The following is a 22165-nucleotide window of genomic DNA, read 5'->3' on the forward strand; positions in this document are numbered from 1 at the left end:
GGCTTCCGCCTAGCTGGCGACCGTGGGGGAGAAGCCCGCGGCGCGCAGCGTCTCGAGCACCTCGCCCTGGTGGTTGGGTCCGCGCGTCTCGACGCTCACCTGGAGCACCACGTCGTTGAGCGTGAGGCCCAGGTCGTGGCGCGTGTGCAGCACCTCGATGACGTTCGCGCCCACGCCCGCGAGCAGGTCCGCGACCCGCGCGAGCTGACCCGGCCGGTCGGGCAGCGGGATCCGCAGCGTCATGTAGCGGCCCGAGGCCACGAGGCCGTGGGCGACGATGCGCTGGAGCAGCAGCGGGTCGATGTTGCCGCCCGACAGGAGCGCCACGGTGGGTCCGGTCGGAGCGATGAGCCCGCCGAGGATCGCGGCCACGGACGCCGCGCCCGCGGGCTCGACCACGAGCTTGGTCCGCTCGAGCAGAGTGAGCACGGCGCGCGCGAGGAGGTCCTCGTCGACCGTGACGACCTCGTCGACCAGCTCCTGCACGATGGGGAAGGTGTGCTCGCCCGGCCGCACCACGGCGATGCCGTCCGCGATGGTGCCGCCGCGCTCGATCGTCACGGGGTGGCCGGCCTCGAGCGAGGGCGGGAAGGCGGCGGTCGCCGCGGCCTGCACGCCCACGATGCGGATCTCGCGGCCCTGGAGCGCGGCCACGGCCTTCGCGGCCACCGCGACGCCCGCGATGAGCCCGCCGCCGCCGATGGGCACGACGATGGTCTGCGCATCGGGCACGTCCGCGAGGATCTCGAGGCCGATGGTGCCCTGGCCCGCGATGACGTCGGGGTGGTCGAACGGGTGGATCATCACGGCGCCGGTGCGCTCGGCGTGCTCGGCTGCGAGCGCGAGGCACTCCTCGACGGTCGCGCCGTCGGTGACGACCGTCGCGCCGTAGCCCTTGGTCGCGAGCAGCTTCGGCACGGGCGCGCCGAGGGGCATGAAGATCGTCGCGTCGACGCCCAGCTGCTGGGCCGCGAACGCGACGCCCTGCGCGTGGTTGCCCGCGGAGGCCGCGACCACGCCGCGGGCGCGCTCCTCGTCGGTGAGCCGCGACAGCCGGTAGGTCGCGCCGCGCAGCTTGAACGAGCCCGTGCGCTGGAGGTTCTCGAGCTTCATGTGCGTGGGCACGCCCAGCAGCTCGCTCAGGTGCGTCGCCTGGTCGACCGGCGTGTGCTGGGCGACGCTGGCCAGGACGCGCGCGGCGTCCTCGACGTGCGCGAGCGTCACCTCGGCCATGTCAGGCCTCCACGGTCTCGCGCGCGGTGAGCCGGAAGAAGGCCGAGTGCGCGGCCGTCAGCACGGCCGCGCCGAACAGGTGGAAGCCGACGATGAGCGCCGGCAGCCCGGTGAAGTACTGGACGTAGCCGATGAGACCCTGCGCGAGCGTCACGCCGAGGAGCACCCAGTACGACAGGCGCGCCTCGTCGCGGTCGCCGGCGCTGTGGTCGCGGCGGATGCGCCAGCCGATCCACGCGAGCAGGGCGACGAACGCCCATACGGACATCGCGTGCGCCTTGGCCACGAGGACGGGGTCGAGCGCGAGGCGCTCGGTGGCCTGCGCGTCGCCCGAGTGCGGGCCCGCGCCGGTGGTGAGCGCGCCGATCACGAGGAGCACGACGAGCAGGCCCGCCGACGCCCACCGCTCGACCTTCAGCGGACCGCCGATGCGTCCGCGCGCGCCGCGGTAGCGCAGCGCGAAGCGCACGGAGTACCAGACGAGCGCGAGGCTCAGCAGCATGTGCGGCGCCACCACGAGCGGGTGGAGCTCGACCAGCACCGTGATCCCGCCGAGCACCGCCTGGCCGATGACGCCCAGCGCGGGCACGAGGCCCCACCACTTGAGCTCGGGCCGCGTCCGCCACACGGCGACCGCCATGGCGACGGCGACGACGAGCAGCACGAACGTCAGCGTGCGGTTGCCGAACTCGATGTACGGGTGGATCGAGGTCGCCTCGTGCAGCGTCGGCGTGAACTCGCCGGGCTCGCACTGCGGCCACGTCGAGCAGCCGAGGCCCGAGCCGGTGAGGCGGACCGCGCCGCCCGTGACGATGATGCCCGCCTGGGTCGCGATGTTGGCCAGGGTGAGGCCGCGCGCGATCCGGTAGCCGCGGCCGGTGGGCGCGGGGGAGGACGGGTGGGACGATTGCTGGGTGGTGCTCGACACGCGACAATCCTAGGCGCGCGGGCACGATGCCCCGGCCCGGCGGGCGGGGACGATGCGCCGGTGCGGCGGGCACAGAAATCGCGGCGCGCGCGTTGTGGAAGGGGTGCCCCGCATCGTCCCCGCGCGCCCCGAAGGTGGTTAGGCACCCCTTGCTTGCGGGCTAGAATTTAATGAATCAAAATGTTTCTTAATTGATCCGCGGCCGATGCTGCCCGCGGCACGACAGCACGAGAGGAGCCCGGATGCACGCCGACACCACGCGCGATCGAGTCCTCAGCCTCATCGCCACCGCGGGCCCCATCACGGCGGCCGCGCTAGCGACCGAGCTCGGCGTCACGCCGGCCGGCGTGCGACGCCACCTGTCCTCGCTCGAGGACTCGGGCTACATCGTCGACCACGAGCCTCCGGGCCAGCACGTGCGCGGCCGCGGCCGCCCCGCGCGCTCCTTCGTGGCCACCAACGAGGGCCAGCGCGCCCTCGCGTCCGCGTACCGCGACGTCGCCGTCGACGCGATGTCCGCGCTGCGCGACTCCGGCGGCCTCGAGGCCTTCGTGGAGGCCAAGGCCAAGGAGCTCGAGGACGCCGTGTCCTCGTCGATCGACCCCGACGCGCCCATGGCGCGCAAGGTCGACGAGCTCGCCGCCGCGCTCGGCGAGCGCGGCTTCGCCGCCTCGGTCCGCCCGGGCCCCGGCGGCATCACCGTCCAGCTGTGCCAGGGGCATTGCCCCGTCCAGTCCATCGCGGAGAGGACCCCCGAGTGGTGCGAGGCCGAGGCCCGCGCCTTCTCGAGGATCCTCGACGTGCACGTGCAGCGGCTGTCGACCCTCGCGGGCGGCGCGCATGTCTGCACCACCACGATCCCGCTCGCCACCCCCACCCGTAAGGAAGGATGAGCATGAGTGCTCCGACCGAGCCCATGACGCAGGACGAGGCCATCGCCTCGATCGGCAACTACCAGTTCGGATGGCACGACTCGGATGAGGCCGGCGCGCTTGCCAAGCGCGGCCTCAACGAGGACGTCGTCCGTGAGATCTCGGCGCTGAAGAACGAGCCCGAGTGGATGCTGGAGACGCGTCTCAAGGGCCTGAAGCTCTTCGGCAAGAAGCCGCTGCCGAACTGGGGCTCCGACCTCACCGGCATCGACTTCGACAACATCAAGTACTTCGTGCGCTCCACCGAGAAGCAGGCGACCTCATGGGAGGACCTGCCCGAGGACATCAAGGAGACGTACGACAAGCTCGGCATCCCGGAGGCGGAGAAGCAGCGCCTCGTCGCGGGCGTCGCCGCGCAGTACGAGTCCGAGGTCGTCTACCACCAGATCCGCGAGGACCTGGAGGAGCAGGGCGTCATCTTCCTCGACACGGACACCGCGCTGCGTGAGCACCCGGAGCTGTTCGAGGAGTACTTCGGCACCGTCATCCCCACCGGCGACAACAAGTTCGCGGCGCTCAACACGGCCGTGTGGTCGGGCGGCTCGTTCGTCTACGTCCCGCCGGGCGTCCACGTGGAGATCCCGCTCCAGGCCTACTTCCGCATCAACACGGAGAACATGGGCCAGTTCGAGCGCACTCTGATCATCGCGGACGAGGGCTCGTACGTGCACTACGTCGAGGGCTGCACCGCGCCGATCTACTCGAGCGACTCGCTGCACTCCGCCGTCGTCGAGATCGTCGTGAAGAAGAACGCCCGCGTGCGCTACACGACCATCCAGAACTGGTCGAACAACGTGTACAACCTCGTCACCAAGCGCGCGACCGCGGCCGAGGGCGCCACCATGGAGTGGGTCGACGGCAACATCGGCTCGAAGGTCACCATGAAGTACCCGGCGATCTTCATGCTCGGCGAGCACGCCCGCGGCGAGACCCTGTCGATCGCGTTCGCCGGCGAGGGCCAGCACCAGGACGCCGGCGCCAAGATGGTGCACGCCGCCCCCAACACCTCGTCGTCGATCATCTCGAAGTCCGTCGCCCGTGGCGGCGGCCGCACCTCGTACCGCGGCCTGGTCCAGGTCCTCGAGGGCGCCAAGAACTCGAAGTCGAACGTGCTGTGCGACGCCTTGCTCGTCGACCAGATCTCGCGGTCCGACACCTACCCGTACGTCGACGTCCGCGAGGACGACGTCCACATGGGACACGAGGCGTCCGTCTCGAAGGTGTCCGAGGACCAGCTGTTCTACCTCATGTCCCGAGGCCTCGAGGAGTCGGAGGCCATGGCCATGATCGTGCGCGGGTTCGTCGAGCCCATCGCGCGCGAGCTGCCCATGGAGTACGCGCTCGAGCTCAACCGCCTCATCGAGCTCCAGATGGAAGGATCCGTCGGTTGACCGTCACCGATCACACCCAGGCCACCGCTGACGCCGCGCACTCGCACGGCGTCATCCCCGACAAGTCGCGCGCGGACCGCGTCGTCTCCTTCGACGTCGACGCCTTCCCCGTGCCGACCGGCCGCGAGGAGAACTGGCGTTTCTCGGCGGTGCGCGACCTGCGCTCGCTGTTCGCCGACGAGGCCGCGGACGGCCACCTCGAGTGGACCACCAGCGACCTGCCCGAGGGCGTCACGCTCACCCAGGTGCCCGCGGACGAGGCGCGCGAGCGCACCGTGCGCGAGCCCGGCGACCGTGCCTCGGCCGTCGCCGTCAAGCACGCCGGCGGCGCGATGGCGCTCACGATCGCGGCCAACACCGTGGTCGACGAGCCCATCACGATCGACCTCCACGGCACCGGCGGCGACGTGCGCGGCCACCTGCTCGTCGAGCTCGGCCAGAGCGCCGAGGCGACGGTCGTGGTGAACCGCACCGGCACCGCGCGCTACTCCGAGCTCGTCTCGATCGACCTCAAGGACAACGCGGGCCTCAACCTCGTGCTGCTGCAGCAGTGGGACGAGGACGCGGTCCACGCCGGCGAGGTCCTCGCCCGCCTCGGCCGCGACTCGCGCCTGCGCGGCACGGTCGTCACGCTCGGCGGCAAGGTCGTGCGCCTCAACACCTCGGCCGCGTTCGCGGGCGAGGGCGCGAGCGTCGACCTGTTCGGCCTCTACTTCGCGGACTCGGGTCAGCACCAGGAGCACCAGCTCTTCGTCGACCACGCCGTCCCGAAGTGCACGTCGCGCGTCACCTACAAGGGTGCGCTCGCCGGCAAGACGGCCCGCTCCGTGTGGATCGGCGACGTCCTCATCCGCGCCGCGGCCGAGGGCACCGACACGTACGAGCTCAACCGCAACCTCGTCCTCACGGACGGCGCACGCGCGGACTCGGTGCCGAACCTCGAGATCGAGACCGGCGAGATCGAGGGCGCGGGTCACGCGTCCGCGACCGGCCGCTTCGACGAGGAGCAGATGTTCTACCTGCGCTCGCGCGGCATCTCGGAGGAGCAGGCCCGCAAGCTCGTGGTCCGCGGCTTCTTCGCCGACCTCATCCACGAGATCGGCGTGCCCGCGGTCGAGGAGAGCCTCATGCGCCAGATCGACCTCGAGATCGCGCACGTCGAGGAGGAGCTCGAGCATGAGTGAGCAGCTCGCGTGCATGGTCGCCGACCTGGAGCCGGGCTCGGCGATGCTCGCCGAGCTCACCCTCGCGGACGGCTCCGACATCCCCGTCGCGATCGTGCGCGCGGATGACGGCGACTTCTACGCGATCGACGACCTCTGCACCCACGGAGAGGTGTCCCTCTCCGAGGGCGACGTCGACGGCTGCCACGTCGAGTGCTGGGCCCACGGCTCGCGCTTCGACGTCCGTACCGGCGAGCCCGACGAGCTGCCCGCCATCACCCCCGTGAAGACCTACCCGACCCGCGTCGAGGGCGAGCGTGTGCTCGTCGACGTCGACGCCCCCAAGAATTCCCTGAAGGAGAACGCATGAGCACCCTGGAGATCCGCAACCTCCACGTCACCGTCGAGACCCCCGAGGGGACGAAGGAGATCCTCAAGGGCGTCGACCTCACCATCAACTCGGGTGAGACCCACGCCATCATGGGCCCGAACGGCTCGGGCAAGTCGACGCTCGCCTACTCGGTCGCCGGCCACCCCAAGTACGAGATCACCGAGGGCTCGGTCACGCTCGACGGCGAGGACGTCCTCGAGATGAGCGTCGACGAGCGCGCCAAGGCGGGCCTGTTCCTCGCGATGCAGTACCCGGTCGAGGTCCCCGGCGTGTCCGTGTCGAACTTCCTCCGCACCGCGAAGACCGCGATCGACGGCGAGGCCCCCAAGCTCCGCACGTGGGTCAAGGACGTCAAGGGCGCCATGGAGAACCTCCGCATGGACCCGTCGTTCGGCGAGCGCGGCGTCAACGAGGGCTTCTCGGGCGGCGAGAAGAAGCGCCACGAGATCCTCCAGATGGAGCTCCTCCAGCCCAAGATCGCGGTCCTCGACGAGACCGACTCGGGCCTCGACGTCGACGCGCTCCGCATCGTCTCCGAGGGCGTCAACCGCGCCAAGGAGAACACCGGCCTCGGCATCATGCTCATCACGCACTACACGCGCATCCTCCGCTACATCAAGCCGGACCACGTGCACGTGTTCGTCAACGGCCGCGTGGCCGAGCAGGGCGGCCCCGAGCTCGCCGAGCGCCTCGAGGCCGAGGGCTACGACCGCTACCTGGCGAACGCCTGACGATGCTCCGCGACCTGCGCGACGACTTCCCGATCCTCACCCGCACGGTGAGGAACGGGAGGCCGCTCGTGTACCTCGACTCCGGTGCGACCGCGCAGCGGCCGCTCGCCGTGCTCGAGGCCGAGGCCGGCTTCTCCCGTGAGCACAACGGTGCCGTCGCGCGCGGCGCGCACCTGCTCGCGGAGGAGGCCACCGACGCCTTCGAGACCGCGCGGGCGTCCGTCGCCGAGCTGATCGGCGCATCGGCCGACGAGGTCGTGTGGACGTCGGGGGCGACCGCGGCGCTCAACCTCGTCGCGAACGGGATGCTGCAGGCGTCGCTCGGCGCCGGCGGCGCGGGGGCGGACCGCTTCCGCGTCGGCCCCGGCGACCGCATCGTCGTCACCGAGCTCGAGCACCACGCGAACCTCATCCCGTGGCAGCAGCTCGCCGCCCGCACGGGTGCCGAGCTCGCGTGGATCCCGGTGGACGATGCGGGGGAGCTGATCCTCGACGGCCTGTCCGAGGTCATCACCGGCAACACCCGGGTCGTCGCGTTCACGCATGCGAGCAACGTCACGGGCGTGATCACGGACGTCGAGCCGATCGTGCGCCGCGCCCGCGAGGTCGGCGCGCTCACCGTGCTCGACGGCTGCCAGTCGGTGCCGCACATCCCCGTGGACGTCGCCCAGCTGGGCGCCGACCTCATGGCGTTCTCCGGGCACAAGATGCTCGGGCCCACCGGGGTGGGCGCGCTGTGGGGCCGCAAGGAGCTGCTCGACGCGCTCCCGCCGTCGATCTTCGGCGGCGGCGCCATCGCGATCGTCACCATGGAGACCACCACGTGGCTCGAGGCGCCCACGCGCTTCGAGCCCGGCACCCAGCCCGTCGCGCAGGCGGTGGGCATGGGCGCCGCGGCGCGGTACCTCATGGACCTCGGCATGGAGAACGTCGCCCGCCACGAGGCCCGCATCGCGCAGATCTTGCGCGAGGGGGCGGCGGCGCTGCCCGGCGTGCGGCTCATCGGCCCGGTGGGCGACCCCGAGCGCTTCGACGTGCTCGGCCTGGCCGCGGTCGCGGTCGAGGGCGTGCACACGCACGACGTCGGGCAGGTGCTCGACGATCGCGGCATCGCGGCGCGCGTGGGCCACCACTGCGCGCAGCCGCTGCACCGGCGCCTGGGGCTCACGGGCTCGACCCGTGCCTCGGCGCACGTCTACACCACCGAGGACGACGCCCACGCCTTCGTCGAGGCGCTGGCCGGAGTCCGCGAGTTCTTCGGAGTCACCGTATGAGCCTTGAGGCGATGTACCAGCAGGTCATCATGGACCATGCCCGCGAGGGCCACGGCCGCGGCCTCGTCGACCTGACGAGCGCCGGCCGCGGCGAGTCGCACCAGGTCAACCCCACGTGCGGCGACGAGGTCACGATGCGCGTGGGCGTCGACGGCGACACCGTCGCGACCATCGCGTGGGAGGGCCACGGCTGCTCGATCTCGCAGGCGTCGATCTCGGTCCTGTCCGAGCTGCTCGAGGGCGAGTCCCTCGACACCGCCGACGAGACCTACGACGCGTTCCGCGCGCTCATGCAGGCCAAGGGCGAGCCCCTGGACGAGGAGCGCGAGGACCTGCTCGGCGATGCGACCGCCTTCGTCGGGGTCGGCAAGTATCCTGCACGCATCAAGTGCGCCCTGCTCGGCTGGATGGCCTTCAGGGACGCGCTCATCCAGGCGCGCACCGCATCGTCCGGTGCCGCCGTCGAAGGAGGAGAGGCATGACCGAGGAGACCAAGGCTCCTGCCAACGCCGCTGACGTCGAGGAGGCGCTCCGCGACGTCATCGACCCCGAGCTCGGCATCAACGTCGTCGACCTCGGCCTCGTCTACGGCGTCCAGCTCGATGAGAACCGCCACGCGGTCATCGACATGACGCTGACGTCGGCGGCCTGCCCGCTCACGGACGTGATCGAGGACCAGGCCGGCCAGGCACTCTCGGGCCTCGTCGACGGCTTCCGCATCAACTGGGTGTGGATGCCGCCGTGGGGCCCGGACAAGATCACGGACGACGGCCGCGAGCAGCTGAGGGCGCTCGGCTTCAACGTCTGACATGCCGCCCGCCACGCACGTCGCGCTCATCCGCGGCATCAACGTGGGCGGGCGCAACGCGGTACCGATGGCGCGCCTGCGCTCGGCCCTGGCCGAGCGGGGCGCGCCTTCGCGTACCTACATCCAGTCGGGCAACGTCCTGCTCGACTCGCCGGACCTCGACGAGGCGGCCGTCGCGGACCTCGTGGTCGCCGTCCTCGCCGAGGAGTTCGACGTCGAGACGATCGTGGTCGCGGTGTCGGCGGCGACGATGCGTGCGGCGGTGGACGATGCGCCGGACGGCTTCGGCACGGAGCCCGGCACCTACCACTCCGACGTGGCCTTCCTGCGGCCGGGGGTGGACGCGGTGGAGGCGCTGGCGGCCTTCAGCATGCGCGAGGGCGTCGATGCGGGCTGGGCGGGGGAGGGCGTCGTGTACTTCCGCCGCCTCAGCGCGCAGCGCACGAAGAGCCGGATGTCGCGCGTGATGAGCAAGCCCGTCTACCGCGACATGACCATCCGGAACTGGGCGACCACCACGAGGCTGGTCGCGATGCTCGACGAGTCCTAGCGGCGGCGCTCGCGGCGCGACGCCGGGCGCACGGGCGCCGGCTCCTCGTCGCGGGGCGCCTCGCGCACCGGGGGCTCGGCGAGCACCGGCGGCGGCGCATCGTCCTCCGTCACCTGGCGCGGCTCGATGCGGGCGGCGCGGCCATGCTCCGCGATGCCGCGCGCGTGGAGCGCCTGGCCCAGCTGGAGCGCGAAGCCGACCGTCCGCGACGCCGACGGGATGAGGATCGCGCGCGGGGAGCGGTCCATGCCGCGCGCCCGGGCCGCGACGCGGGACTCAGTGAGGATCTGGGCGGCCTCGGGGATCGCACGCAGCGTGAGCGACACCATCACGCCTATGCTCTCGGGCGGCAGCAGCCACCGCAACGGCCGCGCGAGGGTGGTGACGAAGTCAAGCATCGCGCCCATCGACGTTGAGCTCGACACGGCGAGCGCTAGGGCGGCGACCGAGACGATGTCGCCGGCGAGGTCCAGCGCGCGGATGTACTCGCCGCGCAGCACCTGGAAGACGGTGGTGAAGGCGGCGATGAGGATGATCGCGCCCATGCCCTTGAGGGTCGCCTTGAGCGGCGGCAGCGTCGACGCGAGCAGCAGCAGGCACGCCGCGGTGATGCCGATGCTGGTGACGGGGTCCGACACCAGCACCGAGGTGATCGAGACGCCCACGAGCAGGAGCATCTTGAACCACACCGGCGCCAGGTGGAGCGCCGTGCGCTTCGGCCGGTAGATGCCCAGCAGGGAGATCACGCGGTGGCGCCCTGGCTCGCGCGTCCGAACATGAGGTCGCGGTACACCGCGACGGCCTCCTTGGGGTCGCCGTCGAAGACCACGCGGCCGAGGTCGACCACGAGCGTGCGCTCGGCGCGCGAGGCGGAGTCGAGGTCGTGGGTCACCTCGATGACCTGGAGGGGGAGCGAGCGCAGCAGCGCGCCCACGTGGGCGCGCCAGCGCAGGTCGAGCAGGGTGGTCGGCTCGTCCGCGACGACGATCGACGGCGTGCACGCGAGCACGCCCGCGAGCGCGAGCAGCTGACGCTGGCCGCCCGAGAGCGCGTTGACCGAGACGTCCGCCTTCGCGGCGAGCCCGATCTCGCGGAGCGCCGACATCGCGGCCTCCTCGCGCTCGGCGCGGTTCTTGATGAGGCGGCGCAGCGAGAGCGCGACGTCCTCGACCGCAGTCGGCATGATGAGCTGCGCGGACGGGTCGGTGAAGAGGTAGCCGACCTTGCGCCGCACCTGGGCGCCGTGCTTCTGCGTGTCGAGGCCGTCGACCTCGACCGAGCCCTCGACGGGCAGCACGAGCCCGTTGATGAGGCGCGCGAGGGTCGACTTCCCGGAGCCGTTGGCGCCGATGATGCTGATGCGGTCCTCGGTGAGCGTGAGCGTGGTCGGCTCGAGGATCGGCACCCCGGAATCGGGCGCGACGACGGCCGCGTCCTTGAACTCGATCATGCGTCAAGGGTAAGCGGTGGACCTGGACAACCCGTAACCGCCCCTGTGGTCGCACGGCGTGCGACCATTGTGGAGAGCACCGGGGGGCGTTCATGGCCACGATGACGATGGCGGACGGGACCGATCTGCACTACGAGGTGACGGGCGCCGGCGAGCCGCTCGTGCTCATCCACGGAGGGTTCACCGAGTCCTTGACGTGGGAGCAGTCGCTGCCCGGTCTGGCCGAGCGCTTCCGGGCAGTCACCTACGACCGGCGCGGTCACGGCCTCAGCGGGGCGGGAACGGGGGAGCGGTCCGTGCGCGCCGACGTCGCGGACCTCGCCGAGCTCGTCGAGAGGCTCGACCTCGGGCCTGTGCACGTGGCGAGCTTCTCGTACGGTGCGGTCGTCGCCATGGCGATCGCCGTCGAGCGTCCCGACCTGGTGCGGCGGGTCGCCGCTCACGAGCCTGCGCTGCTCGGCGCGCTCGCCGGCCGTGACGAGCACGCCGAGGTCCTCGCGAGCGTGATGGAGGCCTACGCGGCCGTGCGTGCGCTCCTCGAGGACGGCGAGCACGAGCGCGGGGCCGAGCTGTTCGTCGACCGGGCGATCGGGCCCGGCACCTGGGCGTCGCTCCCGCCCGAGGTGCGGGCGCGGTTCGTGCAGCATGCCCCGGCCTTCCTCGCCGACCTCCGCGACCCGGACACCGTCCTCAAGATGGGCGTCGAGCCCTTCGTATCGCTGGGCCGGCCGCTGCTGCTGACCTTTGGAGGCGAGACCCCGTCCATGTACGTCGCGATCTGTGCCGTGCTCGCCGAGGCGTTGCCCGACGCGCGGTTGCACGCGTTCGACGGGGCCGGCCACGTGCCGCATGTCAGCCATCCCGAGGACTACGTGGCGGTGACGTCCGGCTTCCTGACGGGGTGAACCGGGCTACGCGGTGGCTGTCGCGGACTCCGGGTCCGCGACGCGGGACGATGCGCGGCGCGCCGAGCCCAGCAGGCCCGGGTACGCGCGGTGGATCGCCGCGGCGACGATGCCTGCGGCGACCACCTTGAGGATGTCGCCCGGGAGGAAGGGCAGCACGCCCACGGTGACGCCGGAGACGCAGTCGAGCAGCGCCTCCGAGCAGCCCGTCGGCAGCATCGGCATCCCCGTGCGCCACACGAGCCACGGCACGCCGACCGCGTACACGATCGGGATCGACACCAGGCCGACGGCGATGAGGGAGGCCGTCGCTGGGCCGCGGCGCGCGAGGACGCCGCGGCGGGCGAGGATCTGCGCGAGCGTGCCGATGACGGTCGCGGCCAGCACGAAGCCGATGAGGTAGCCGCCGGTGGGGCCGGTGAGCACCACGAGCCCGGCCGCGCCGTTGGCGAAGATGGGGGCGCCCACGAGCCCGAGCATGAGGTAGAGGCTGACGGCGGCGAGGGCGCGCCACGGGCCGAGCAGCAGCCCGGCGAGCACGATCGCGAACGTCTGCAGCGTCAGCGGCACGCCGCCGAGCAGCGTGACCTCGGGGACGAGCGTCGACGCGGCGATGAGGCCGGCGAAGACGGCGACGAGCGCGATGGACTGGCCGGTGAGGCCGCGGTGCTGAGCCATGGGGACCCCCTGGGATAATGGACGCCGGTCACCCTACCCGCGCGCCAAGTCCCCTGGTCCGGGTTCTGTCGGGGGTGCGCAAACGTTGTGGGGACGCCACAAGGACCAGTCATCTGCCGCAGGGAGAACGTGTGATCATCGCCAAGGATCTGGAGATCCGCATCGGCGCCCGGGTGCTGCTGCACCCTGCCAGCTTCCAGATCGGACCCGGCGACCGGGTCGGCCTCGTGGGCCGCAACGGTGCCGGGAAGACCACCATGACCCGCCTGCTCGCGGGCGAGGGTCAGCCCACCGGCGGCCAGGTCACGCACAAGGGCAGCATCGGCTACCTGCCGCAGGACCCGCGCGAGGGCGAGCCCACGCAGCGCGCCCTCGACCGCATCCTGTCGGTGCGCGACCTCGCGGGGCTGCTGAAGAAGATGCGCGACGCCGAGGAGGGCATGGCGAGCCCCGACCCGAAGGTGATGGAGAAGGCGATGAACGCCTACCCGCGCCTCGAGGAGCGCTTCCGCGCCGCCGGCGGGTACGCCGCCGAGTCCGACGCGCAGCGCATCGCCGCGAACCTCGGTCTGGACGAGCGCATCCTGGGCCAGCCGCTCGGCACCCTATCGGGCGGCCAGCGCCGTCGCGTCGAGCTCGCGCGCATCCTCTTCTCCGACGCCGAGACCCTGCTGCTCGACGAGCCCACCAACCACCTCGACGCTGACTCCATCGTGTGGCTGCGCGGCTTCCTCTCGTCCTTCCCGGGCGGCCTGGTGGTGATCTCGCACGACGTCGAGCTGCTGCGCGCCTCGGTCACCCGCGTGTTCCACCTCGACGCCAACCGCGGCGAGCTCGACCAGTACGCGCTCGGCTGGGACCTCTACCTCAGGCAGCGCGAGACGGACGAGAAGCGTCGCCGCCGCGAGCGCGACAACGCCGAGAAGAAGGCCGCGGCCCTCATCGCCCAGGCCGACAAGATGAAGGCGAAGGCCACCAAGGCCGTCGCCGCGCAGAACATGGCCAAGCGCGCCGAGAAGATGCTCGCCGGCGTCGAGGGGGAGCGGGTCCAGGACCGCGTGGCCGCGCTGCGCTTCCCGACCCCCTCGCCGTGCGGCAAGACGCCGCTGCGCGCCGCGGAGCTGTCGAAGTCGTACGGCTCGCTCGAGGTGTTCACGGATGTCGAGCTCGCGATCGACCGCGGTTCGCGCGTGGTCGTGCTCGGCCTCAACGGCGCGGGCAAGACCACGCTGCTGCGCCTGCTCGGCGGCGTCGAGGACCCCGACACCGGCGAGGTGCAGCCCGGCCACGGGCTCAAGCTCGGCTACTACGCGCAGGAGCACGACACCCTCGACATGGACGCGACCGTCCTCGAGAACCTGCGCCACGCGGCGCCGGACCTCGACGACACCGCGGTGCGCAACGTGCTCGGCTCGTTCCTCTTCATCGGGGACGACGCGTACAAGCCCGCCAAGGTCCTTTCGGGCGGCGAGAAGACCCGCCTCGCGCTCGCGACCCTGGTCGTGTCGCAGGCCAACGTGCTGCTGCTCGACGAGCCGACCAACAACCTCGACCCCGCCTCGCGCGCCGAGATCCTGCGCGCGCTGCGCACGTACGAGGGCGCCGTCGTGCTGGTGACGCACGACGAGGGGGCCGTCGAGGCGCTCGAGCCCGAGCGGGTGCTGCTGCTGCCCGACGCGGTCGAGGACCTCTACAACGAGTCCTACCGGGAGCTCATCTCCCTCGCGTAGCCCCGTCGACCCTAGAGCGCGTCCTCGATCTCCTCGTCGGTCGGCTCGGCGCGGCGCCTGCGGCGCGGCTCGCGGGGCTCGCGCGGAGCCCCGGCCGGCGCATCGTCCCCGGAGGTCGCCTGCCACTCGCGTCGCGCGAGCAGCACGCCGGCCACGGGCGCGATGACGGCGAACGCGAACCACTGCCACGTGTACGCGAGGTGCGGGCCCAGGCTGAGCGTCGGCAGCGGCACCTGAGAGCCGAGCGCGTCCTCGCACCCGGACGCGGTGCACACCTGTTGGACCATGCCGTAGCCGTCGATCGGCTCGACGTCGGGCGCGGGCATCTGCGCGGGGGTGATGCGGGTGGCGCCGTCGTCGCGGCGCCCGTCGTCCTCCTCGGCGGCGCGCAGCACCACCTCGAGGGTCACGTCGCCCGTGGGCAGGTTGGGGACCGCGCCGTCGGGCTCGCCCGAGTCGGGGATGGGCACCCAGCCCGCGTCGACGAGCAAGGACCGCCCGTCGTCCGTGTCGAACCACGCGAGCACGTGCCACGTGCGCTCGCGGTCGACGGGGCGGTTGCGCAGCAGCGTCGTCGAGCCCTGCTCGAACTCGCCGTCCACGGTCACGCGCGTCCATTCGGCGTCGCCGACGGCGGATCCCGCGGGCACCGCCTCGGCCAGAGGCACCGGATCCGTGGCGGCGTTCGCCTCGTACAGCGTGATCGCTGCGGACCGCGCCTCGTGCCTGCCGAGCTGCCAGAACCCCGCGCGCACCGCCACGGCAGACACCGCGAGCGCGAGCGCCACGATGCCGACGACGCGCAGGATGCGCGAGGCGAGGGAGGGCGTGGTCACCCGCACGATGCTAGTGCCGCGCTTTCGCGCAACGGTCCCGCCCTCCGCTAGCGTGGCCCCCATGACCCGCCATGTCCTCGTCACCGGTGCCAACCGCGGCATCGGCCGGAGCATCGCCGAGGCCTTCGTGGCCAACGGCGACACCGTGTCCACCATCTACCGCGGAGGGGACCTCCCCGAGGGGGTGACCGGCGCCGTCGCAGACGTCACCGACACCGCCGCGGTCAACGCCGCCTTCGACGAGCTCGAGGCGCAGCACGGCCGCGTCCGCGTCCTCATCGCCAACGCCGGCATCACGCGCGACGGCCTCCTCATGCGCATGAGCGACGAGGACTTCGAGCAGGTGGTCGACGTCAACCTCACGGGCACGTTCCGCTGCGTGCGCCGCGCGGTCAACTCGATGATCCGCGAGCGCTTCGGCCGCATCGTCCTCATCGGCTCCGTCGTGGGCCTCATGGGCAACCCGGGCCAGGTCAACTACTCGTCGTCGAAGTCCGCGCTCGTGGGCATGGCGCGCTCCGTCACCCGCGAGGTGGGTGCGCGCGGCATCACCGCCAACGTCATCGCGCCGGGCTTCATCACCACGGACATGACGGCCGAGCTGGGCGACGACACCGTCAAGCAGTACGCGGACACCATCCCCGCCAAGCGCTTCGGCTCGACCGCCGAGGTCGCCGCCGCCGCCATCTACCTCGCGTCCGACGCCGCGGGCTACGTCTCGGGCGCCGTGCTGCCCGTCGACGGCGGCCTCGGCATGGGCCACTGACCTCCCCGTCCCCCAAGGAGCAAGCAAGCATGGGCATTCTCGAAGGCAAGAACATCCTCGTCACCGGCGTCCTCACCGAGGGCTCGATCGCGTTCGAGGTCGCGCGCCTCAGCCAGGAGCAGGGCGCCACCGTCGTCCTCACCGGCGTGGGCCGCTCGCTCAAGATCACCCAGGCGATGGGCCGCCGCCTCCCCGTCGAGGCGAAGGTCGTCGAGCTCGACGTCACCGACCCCGCGCACCTCGAGTCGCTCGCCGACAAGGTCCGCGAGCACGTCCCGCACCTCGACGGCGTGGTCCACTCGATCGGCTTCGCGCCGCAGTCTGTCATGGGCGGCAACTTCATGTCGGGCGAGTGGGACGACGTCGCGACCGCGATGCACATCTCCGCGTACTCGCTCAAGGCGCTCGCGCAGGCCACCGCGCCGCTCATGCCGAACGGCGGCTCGATCGTCGGCCTCACCTTCGATGGCCGCTTCGCGTGGCCGGTCTACGACTGGATGGGCGTCGCCAAGGCCGCCTTCGAGGCCGTCAACCGCTACGTCGCGCGCGACCTCGGCCCGCAGGGCATCCGCTGCAACGTCGTCTCCGCGGGCCCCATCAAGACCACCGCCGCGAAGCACATCCCGGGCTTCGAGCAGATGGAGGGCAACTGGAGCGAGCGGGCGCCCCTCGGGTGGGACTCGTCCGACACCGAGCCGACCGCCCGCGCGGTGACGGCCCTGCTCTCGGACTGGTTCCCGGCCACCACCGGCGAGATGATCCACGTAGACGGCGGCGTGCACGCCATGGGACAGTGACACCGTGCCTACGCTGATCCTCGCCCGCCACGCCAAGGCCGAGGCCCCCGCGGCCGGCCTGAGCGACTCCGACCGCGCTCTCGAGCTCATCGGCCGCAAGGCCTCCACCCGCCTGGGCCAGGTCATCGCCCGCGCGGGCATCGCCCCGGACCTAGCGCTGGTGTCGCCGGCCAACCGCACGCAGCAGACGTGGAAGCTCATGGCGCCCGCGTTCGGCGAGTGCGAGACGGTGGTCGACGCGGAGCTCTACGAGACCAACGTCTCCGGCCTGCTCGACGTCCTGCGGGGCGCGGGCGAGGCGGACACGGTCGTGGTCGTCGGCCACGAGCCCACGTCCTCCGCCGCGGCCGCGCACCTCGCCGGCCAGGGCTCGGACAAGTCCGCGCTCCAGCGCGTCGCGCACGGTCTGCCGACCGCGACCGCCGCGGTGCTCGAGTTCGACTGCCCGTGGGCCGAGATCACCTCGCGCTGCGGACGCCTCACCACGGTCCTGTCGGGCCGCGACGTCGAGGAGTGAGCGGCGCCTCCACCGCCGCCGTGAGCGACACCGCGCCCCTGTGGCGCGCCCTCCTCGCGATGCAGCGGTTCGGCTGGGAGCAGGGTGTCGCCAGCCACGCCGCGCTCGACGACGGGGACCGCGGGCTCGCGCTCCTGCTCGCGCGCGACGCGGTCGCGCGTCAGGACGCGGACGGCCAGCTCGGCGGGATGGACGATGCGGCGGCCGTGAACTCCGGAGCGCTCCTCGAGGCGACGCTCGCCCTGGGCGAGGACGATGCGGCGGCCGCCGAGGCCGCGCAGCGTCAGCGCTGGTGGCTGCTGCGCTTCTCGCCGCGCGACGACTGGGGCGTGCTCCACCACCTCACGGGCTCGGCCGAGGTGTGGGCGGACTCCGTCTACATGGTGGTGCCGGCGCTCGTCGCCGCGGGCGATCTCGCGCCCGCGGACATGCAGCACCGCATGCACCGCGAGCAGCTGTGGGACGAGGCCACCGGGCTCTACCGCCACCGCTTCGACATGGCGTCCCGCACGTTCGCGCGTGACGCCTTCTGGGCGAGCGGCAACGGCTGGGTGGCGGCGGGGCTGGCCCGCGCTCTCCACCTCGGCGTCGAGGCCGAGTCCGTGCGCACCCGTTGGGAGCACGACGCCCGCGCGCTCATCGACGCGTGCGCGCGCCACGAGCGCGAGGACGGCCGCTTCCACGATGTGCTCGACGACCCGACGTCGTTCGTCGATGGCTGCGCGGGTCTGATGCTCGCGTACGCCGCGTTCACCGGCGTCGCCGACGGCTGGCTGCCCGCGTCCTACGCGGATGCGGCGGCCCGCTGGGCCGACGCCGCGCTGTCCCGCGTGGACGAGCACGGCCTCGTGCGCGAGGTCTGTGGCGCTCCCGGCTTCGACCGCCAGGGCACCAGCGCCGAGGCGCAGGCCTTCGCGATCATGGCGATCGCGGCGCGCCGCCGCCTGTCCTGATCCGGCGGCCGCGCGTCTGGCCTCTACCGCCGTCCCCATGGCCGGCCCGAGCCCTCGAGCGCATGTCCGGCATAGGTGCCGCGATGCTCCCGTTACTTACGCACTTTGGTGCGGGAGCGCGCCGTGCCCGTCGTCGCATCGTGCATGAATAGCGGGAGGAAGGCGCACATATGTTCCCGTGCGCGCGACGATCGCCGGGGTTCAGCCCAGGATGATGTCGAGCGCCGCGTCGAGGCGCGGCCCGTTGAGGGCGACGTCCGCCTTCTCCTGGACGATCGGCTTGGCGTGCCACGCGATCCCGAGCCCGGCGGTCGCCATCATGTCGAGGTCGTTGGCGCCGTCACCGATCGCGACCGCGTCCTCGAGCGGGCAGCCGACCTCGGCCGCGAACTCGCGCAGCGTCTCGGCCTTGACCTCGCGGTTGACGACGGTCCCGACGGTGCGGCCGGTGAGGGCGCCGTCGACGACCTCGAGTCGGTTGGCGCGGTAGCGGGTGATCCCGAGGCGCGAGGCGAGCGGGCCCACCACCTCGGTGAAGCCGCCCGACACGAGCGCGACCTCCCAGCCGGCCGCCTGCAGGCCGGCGATGAGCTCGGGTGCGCCGGGCGTGAGCTCGACCTCAGCCAGCACGTCGGCGAACACGGTGTCGGGCACGCCCGCGAGGGTCGCGACGCGCTCCTGGAGGGACGCGGAGAAGTCGAGCTCGCCGCGCATCGCACGCTCGGTAATCTCGGCCACGAGCTCGCGCGTGCCCGCACGGGCGGCGATGAGCTCGATGACCTCGGCGGTGATCAGGGTGGAGTCGACGTCGAGGACGCACAGCCTCATGCCGTGACGACCGTCCCCTTCGACACGACGGTGATGCCCGAGTCCGTGACCGTGTAGCCGCGCGCGATGTCGGACTCGCGGTCGATGCCCACGCGCGCGCCCTCCTGAACCACGACGTTCTTGTCGAGGATCGCGCGGTGGACCTGCGCGTGCCGGTTGATCTGCACGCCGTCGAGCAGCACGGAGTCCGACACGGTCGACCACGAGTGCAGGCGCACGCCCGGCGACAGCACCGAGCCGGTCACGGTCGCGCCCGACACGATGACGCCGGGGGAGACGATCGAGTCCGCGGCGTGGCCCAGGCGGCCCTCCTCGGAGTGGATGAACTTCGCCGGCGGGTTCGTGATGAGGCCCTGGTGCAGCGGCCACTCGTCGTTGTAGACGTTGAAGACCGGCTGGACCGCGATGAGGTCCATGTGCGCGTCGTAGTACATGTCGAGCGTCCCGACGTCGCGCCAGTAGTCGCGGTCGCGGTCGGTCGAGCCCGGCACGTCGTTGCGGATGAAGTCGTAGAAGCCGCACGTGCCCTTGTCGACGAAGTGGGGGACGATGTCGCCGCCCATGTCGTGCTTCGACGTCGGGTTGTCCGCGTCCGCGGTGAGCGCCTCGAGCAGCGCGTCGGCGTTGGCGACGTAGTTGCCCATCGAGGCGAGGATCTCGCCGGGGCTGTCGGGCAGGCCGTCCGGGTCCTTGGGCTTCTCGAGGAAGGCCCGGATGCGGTCCGGGTTGTCGGGATCGATGTCGATGACGCCGAACTGGTCCGCGAGCGAGATCGGCTGGCGGATGCCCGCGACCGTGAAGTCCGCGCCCGACGCGATGTGCGCGTCGACCATCTGCGAGAAGTCCATGCGGTAGACGTGGTCGGCACCGACGATGACGACGATGTCCGGCTGCTCGTCCTCGATGATGTTGACGGTCTGGTAGATCGCGTCGGCGCTGCCGAGGTACCAGTGCGGGCCGCGACGCTGCTGCGCCGGCACCGGCGCCACGTAGTTGCCGAGCAGCGGCGACATGCGCCAGGTGCGGGCGATGTGGCGGTCGAGGGAGTGCGACTTGTACTGCGTGAGCACCACGACGTGGAGATATCGCGAGTTCACGAGGTTGCTCAGGGCGAAGTCGATGAGGCGGTACGTCCCTCCGAACGGGACCGCCGGCTTCGCGCGGGCTGCGGTGAGGGGCATCAGACGCTTGCCCTCACCTCCTGCAAGGACGATGGCGAGAACCTTCTGCGCTGGCATACAGCCAGCATAGGGGGCAAAGCGGGGCGGAGTCAGGCTGTGCGCCGGGCGAGCCGCTAGCGTGGGGTCATGCGCGTCGACATCCTCACCCGTGAGTACCCGCCCCACATCTACGGAGGCGCCGGAGTCCACGTCACCGAGCTGGCCGCCGTGCTGCGCCAGCACCTCGACGTGCGCGTCCGCGCGTTCGACGGACCCCGCGACGAGCCGGGCGTGACCGGCTACGACGCGCTCGGCGGAGGCGTCGGCGACGCGTCGCTCGACGTGCTCGCCCACAACCTGCCGATGGCGAAGGACTGCGGCGGCGCGGACCTCGTGCACTCGCACACCTGGTACGCGAACATGGCGGGCCACCTCGCAGCGAAGCTGCACGGCATCCCGCACGTGCTGTCCGCGCACTCGCTCGAGCCGCTGCGCCCGTGGAAGGCGGAGCAGCTCGGCGGCGGCTACCGCGTCTCGAGCTGGATCGAGAAGACCGCGTACGAGGCGGCCGACGGCATCATCGCGGTGTCCGACGGCATGCGGAAGGACGTGCTGCGCTGCTACCCGGACGTCGATCCGGGCAAGGTGCACGTCGTCCACAACGGCATCGACGTCGCCGCCTGGGCGGCGCCCACGACGGACGAGGCGCGCGCCAAGGCCGATGCGGTGGTCGCCGAGCACGGCATCGACCCGTCCCGCCCGGCCATCGTGTTCGTGGGCCGCATCACCCGCCAGAAGGGCCTGCCGTACTTCCTCAAGGCGGTCGAGCGCCTCCCGAAGGAGATCCAGGTGGTGCTGTGCGCCGGCGCGCCCGACACCAAGGAGATCGCCGCGGAGGTCTCCGGCGCGGTCGCGAAGCTCCAGGAGGAGCGCGACGGCGTCGTGTGGATCGAGAAGATGCTGCCGCGCGACGAGCTCGTCGCCGTGCTCGACGCGTGCACCGCGTTCGTGTGCCCGTCCGTCTACGAGCCGCTCGGCATCGTCAACCTCGAGGCGATGGCCGTGGGCCTGCCCGTCGTCGCGACCGCGACCGGCGGCATCCCCGAGGTCGTCGTGCCCGGCGAGACCGGCACGCTCGTGTCGATCGCTCAGGAGCAGGACGGCACCGGCACCCCGCTCGACCCCGAGGGCTTCGCCGCGGACCTCGCCGACGCGCTCACCGCGATGGTGTCCGACGAGGCGCGCGCGAAGGCGATGGGCGAGGCCGGCCGGCTGCGGGCCGCGGAGCGCTTCTCGTGGGACGCGATCGGGGAGAGGACGCTGGGCGTCTACCGCACGATTCTTGGATAGGCTCACGTGCCATGACTGAGGTGCTGGGCTTCGAGGGCGTGCGGGTGCGCCGTGGCGACAACGAGATCCTCCAGGGCGTGTCCTGGACCGTCGAGGACAGCGACCGGTGGGTGATCCTCGGTCCCAACGGCGCCGGCAAGACCACGCTCATGCAGATCGCCTCGGCGCGGATGTTCCCGACCGACGGCTCGGCCACGATCCTCGGCGAGCACCTCGGCGACACCGACACGCGCGAGCTGCGGGTGCGCGTCGGGCTGTCGAGCGCCGCGCTCGCCGAGCGCATCCCGCCGCACGAGACCGTGCGCAACGTCGTCATGACGGCGGCCTACGGCGTGACCGGGCGCTGGCAGGAGCAGTACGACGACTTCGACGAGGACCGCGCCGACGCCCTGCTGTGGGCCTTCGGCATGGCGGACTTCGCGGACCGCGAGTTCGGCACGCTGAGCGAGGGCGAGCGCAAGCGCGTCCAGGTCGCGAGGGCGCTCATGCCCGACCCCGAGCTGCTGCTGCTCGACGAGCCCGCCGCGGGCCTCGACCTCGGCGGACGCGAGGAGCTGCTCGAGGCGCTGCGCGAGCTCGCGGGCGACCACCGGTCGCCGGCGATCGTCATGGTGACGCACCACGTCGAGGAGATCCCCGTGGGCTTCACCCACGTCATGCTCCTCCGCGAGGGCCGCGTCGTCGCCGCCGGACCGCTCGCGGAGACGCTCACCTCCGAGGCGCTGTCCGAGACGTACGGCATGCCCGTCGAGCTGAGCGGATCCGGCGGCCGCTACGCGGCGCGTCGCGCCTAG

25 protein-coding genes are annotated in these 22165 nt (G+C 72.0%); 17 read left to right on the forward strand and 8 right to left on the reverse strand.

Annotation, left to right across the window (positions count from 1 at the left end; genetic code table 11):
- Window positions 1–9 precede the first annotated feature (9 nt).
- Entirely contained in the window at window positions 10–1233 is a 1224-nt protein-coding gene (gene ilvA, locus AOM07_RS13675) for a threonine ammonia-lyase (protein WP_062314757.1), read from the reverse strand.
- A gap of 1 nt (window position 1234) precedes the next feature.
- The gene (locus tag AOM07_RS13680; protein WP_062314759.1) at window positions 1235–2161 is read right to left on the reverse strand and encodes a COX15/CtaA family protein; all 927 of its coding nucleotides are present in this window, start codon (window positions 2159–2161) and stop codon (window positions 1235–1237) included.
- 242 nt (window positions 2162–2403) lie between these two features.
- Between AOM07_RS13680 and AOM07_RS13685 the strand changes: the two genes are divergently transcribed.
- From AOM07_RS13685 to AOM07_RS13725, 9 genes are read left to right on the forward strand one after another with little or no spacing between them, the layout of a single operon-like run.
- On the forward strand, window positions 2404–3054 hold the full coding sequence (locus AOM07_RS13685) for a helix-turn-helix transcriptional regulator (protein WP_062314761.1): 651 nt from the start codon (window positions 2404–2406) through the stop codon (window positions 3052–3054).
- 2 nt (window positions 3055–3056) lie between these two features.
- Window positions 3057–4484, forward strand: a complete 1428-nt coding sequence (gene sufB, locus AOM07_RS13690) for a Fe-S cluster assembly protein SufB (RefSeq protein ID WP_062314764.1) — start codon at window positions 3057–3059, stop codon at window positions 4482–4484.
- Window positions 4481–5668 (forward strand): Fe-S cluster assembly protein SufD, encoded by a 1188-nt coding sequence (gene sufD, locus AOM07_RS13695; protein ID WP_062314766.1) that lies wholly within the window; start codon window positions 4481–4483, stop codon window positions 5666–5668. Before sufB ends, sufD begins: the two co-directional genes overlap by 4 nt.
- Entirely contained in the window at window positions 5661–6017 is a 357-nt protein-coding gene (locus AOM07_RS13700) for a non-heme iron oxygenase ferredoxin subunit (RefSeq protein ID WP_062314768.1), read from the forward strand. The genes sufD and AOM07_RS13700 overlap by 8 nt, the downstream gene beginning before the upstream one ends.
- Window positions 6014–6769, forward strand: coding sequence for a Fe-S cluster assembly ATPase SufC (sufC, locus tag AOM07_RS13705; RefSeq protein WP_062314770.1), 756 nt, complete (start codon window positions 6014–6016; stop codon window positions 6767–6769). Before AOM07_RS13700 ends, sufC begins: the two co-directional genes overlap by 4 nt.
- Window positions 6770–6771: 2 nt before the next feature.
- Window positions 6772–8043, forward strand: coding sequence for an aminotransferase class V-fold PLP-dependent enzyme (locus AOM07_RS13710; protein ID WP_062314772.1), 1272 nt, complete (start codon window positions 6772–6774; stop codon window positions 8041–8043).
- A complete protein-coding gene (gene sufU, locus AOM07_RS13715; protein ID WP_082101525.1) occupies window positions 8040–8525 on the forward strand; it encodes a Fe-S cluster assembly sulfur transfer protein SufU in 486 nt (161 codons plus the stop codon). Before AOM07_RS13710 ends, sufU begins: the two co-directional genes overlap by 4 nt.
- Entirely contained in the window at window positions 8522–8851 is a 330-nt protein-coding gene (locus AOM07_RS13720) for a metal-sulfur cluster assembly factor (RefSeq protein ID WP_062314776.1), read from the forward strand. Before sufU ends, AOM07_RS13720 begins: the two co-directional genes overlap by 4 nt.
- Before the next feature lies 1 nt (window position 8852).
- Entirely contained in the window at window positions 8853–9401 is a 549-nt protein-coding gene (locus AOM07_RS13725) for a DUF1697 domain-containing protein (protein ID WP_062314778.1), read from the forward strand.
- On the opposite strand, the gene AOM07_RS13730 is transcribed toward AOM07_RS13725, so the two are convergent.
- Both AOM07_RS13730 and AOM07_RS13735 read right to left on the reverse strand, forming a co-directional pair.
- The gene (locus tag AOM07_RS13730; protein ID WP_062314781.1) at window positions 9398–10147 is read right to left on the reverse strand and encodes an energy-coupling factor transporter transmembrane component T family protein; all 750 of its coding nucleotides are present in this window, start codon (window positions 10145–10147) and stop codon (window positions 9398–9400) included. The genes AOM07_RS13725 and AOM07_RS13730 overlap by 4 nt on opposite strands.
- Window positions 10144–10851, reverse strand: coding sequence for an energy-coupling factor ABC transporter ATP-binding protein (locus AOM07_RS13735; protein ID WP_062314783.1), 708 nt, complete (start codon window positions 10849–10851; stop codon window positions 10144–10146). The genes AOM07_RS13730 and AOM07_RS13735 overlap by 4 nt, the downstream gene beginning before the upstream one ends.
- Window positions 10852–10943: 92 nt before the next feature.
- Between AOM07_RS13735 and AOM07_RS13740 the strand changes: the two genes are divergently transcribed.
- Complete coding sequence (locus AOM07_RS13740; RefSeq protein WP_062314785.1) at window positions 10944–11756, forward strand: alpha/beta fold hydrolase; 813 nt, start codon at window positions 10944–10946, stop codon at window positions 11754–11756.
- 6 nt (window positions 11757–11762) lie between these two features.
- Here AOM07_RS13740 and AOM07_RS13745 read toward each other — a convergent pair whose 3' ends face one another.
- Window positions 11763–12434: a biotin transporter BioY gene (locus AOM07_RS13745; protein WP_062314787.1), complete on the reverse strand. Its 672-nt coding sequence runs from the start codon at window positions 12432–12434 to the stop codon at window positions 11763–11765.
- 131 nt (window positions 12435–12565) lie between these two features.
- Between AOM07_RS13745 and AOM07_RS13750 the strand changes: the two genes are divergently transcribed.
- A complete protein-coding gene (locus tag AOM07_RS13750; protein ID WP_062314789.1) occupies window positions 12566–14164 on the forward strand; it encodes an ABC-F family ATP-binding cassette domain-containing protein in 1599 nt (532 codons plus the stop codon).
- 11 nt (window positions 14165–14175) lie between these two features.
- Here AOM07_RS13750 and AOM07_RS13755 read toward each other — a convergent pair whose 3' ends face one another.
- Window positions 14176–15000, reverse strand: coding sequence for an SURF1 family protein (locus AOM07_RS13755; protein WP_062314791.1), 825 nt, complete (start codon window positions 14998–15000; stop codon window positions 14176–14178).
- Between the two features lie 61 nt (window positions 15001–15061).
- Here AOM07_RS13755 and fabG point away from each other — a divergent pair, with 61 nt between their 5' ends.
- From fabG to AOM07_RS13775, 4 genes are read left to right on the forward strand one after another with little or no spacing between them, the layout of a single operon-like run.
- The gene (fabG, locus tag AOM07_RS13760; RefSeq protein WP_062314793.1) at window positions 15062–15766 is read left to right on the forward strand and encodes a 3-oxoacyl-ACP reductase FabG; all 705 of its coding nucleotides are present in this window, start codon (window positions 15062–15064) and stop codon (window positions 15764–15766) included.
- Window positions 15767–15795: 29 nt separating this feature from the next.
- Window positions 15796–16563 (forward strand): enoyl-ACP reductase FabI, encoded by a 768-nt coding sequence (gene fabI / locus AOM07_RS13765; protein WP_062314796.1) that lies wholly within the window; start codon window positions 15796–15798, stop codon window positions 16561–16563.
- A 4-nt stretch (window positions 16564–16567) separates the two neighbouring features.
- On the forward strand, window positions 16568–17080 hold the full coding sequence (locus AOM07_RS13770; RefSeq protein WP_062314798.1) for a SixA phosphatase family protein: 513 nt from the start codon (window positions 16568–16570) through the stop codon (window positions 17078–17080).
- Window positions 17081–17100: 20 nt separating this feature from the next.
- Entirely contained in the window at window positions 17101–18033 is a 933-nt protein-coding gene (locus AOM07_RS13775; RefSeq protein ID WP_156171949.1) for a glycoside hydrolase family 88 protein, read from the forward strand.
- A gap of 201 nt (window positions 18034–18234) precedes the next feature.
- Here AOM07_RS13775 and serB read toward each other — a convergent pair whose 3' ends face one another.
- Both serB and glgC read right to left on the reverse strand, forming a co-directional pair.
- Window positions 18235–18861: a phosphoserine phosphatase SerB gene (gene serB, locus AOM07_RS13780; protein WP_062314802.1), complete on the reverse strand. Its 627-nt coding sequence runs from the start codon at window positions 18859–18861 to the stop codon at window positions 18235–18237.
- Complete coding sequence (gene glgC, locus AOM07_RS13785; protein ID WP_062314805.1) at window positions 18858–20099, reverse strand: glucose-1-phosphate adenylyltransferase; 1242 nt, start codon at window positions 20097–20099, stop codon at window positions 18858–18860. Before glgC ends, serB begins: the two co-directional genes overlap by 4 nt.
- A 69-nt stretch (window positions 20100–20168) precedes the next feature.
- Here glgC and glgA point away from each other — a divergent pair, with 69 nt between their 5' ends.
- Window positions 20169–21371: a glycogen synthase gene (gene glgA / locus AOM07_RS13790; RefSeq protein ID WP_062314807.1), complete on the forward strand. Its 1203-nt coding sequence runs from the start codon at window positions 20169–20171 to the stop codon at window positions 21369–21371.
- A gap of 11 nt (window positions 21372–21382) precedes the next feature.
- Window positions 21383–22165: an ABC transporter ATP-binding protein gene (locus AOM07_RS13795; RefSeq protein WP_062314810.1), complete on the forward strand. Its 783-nt coding sequence runs from the start codon at window positions 21383–21385 to the stop codon at window positions 22163–22165.

Origin of the sequence: Demequina rhizosphaerae (genome assembly GCF_000971255.1) — a bacterium.
Taxonomy (GTDB): Bacteria; Actinomycetota; Actinomycetes; order Actinomycetales; family Demequinaceae; genus Demequina; species Demequina rhizosphaerae.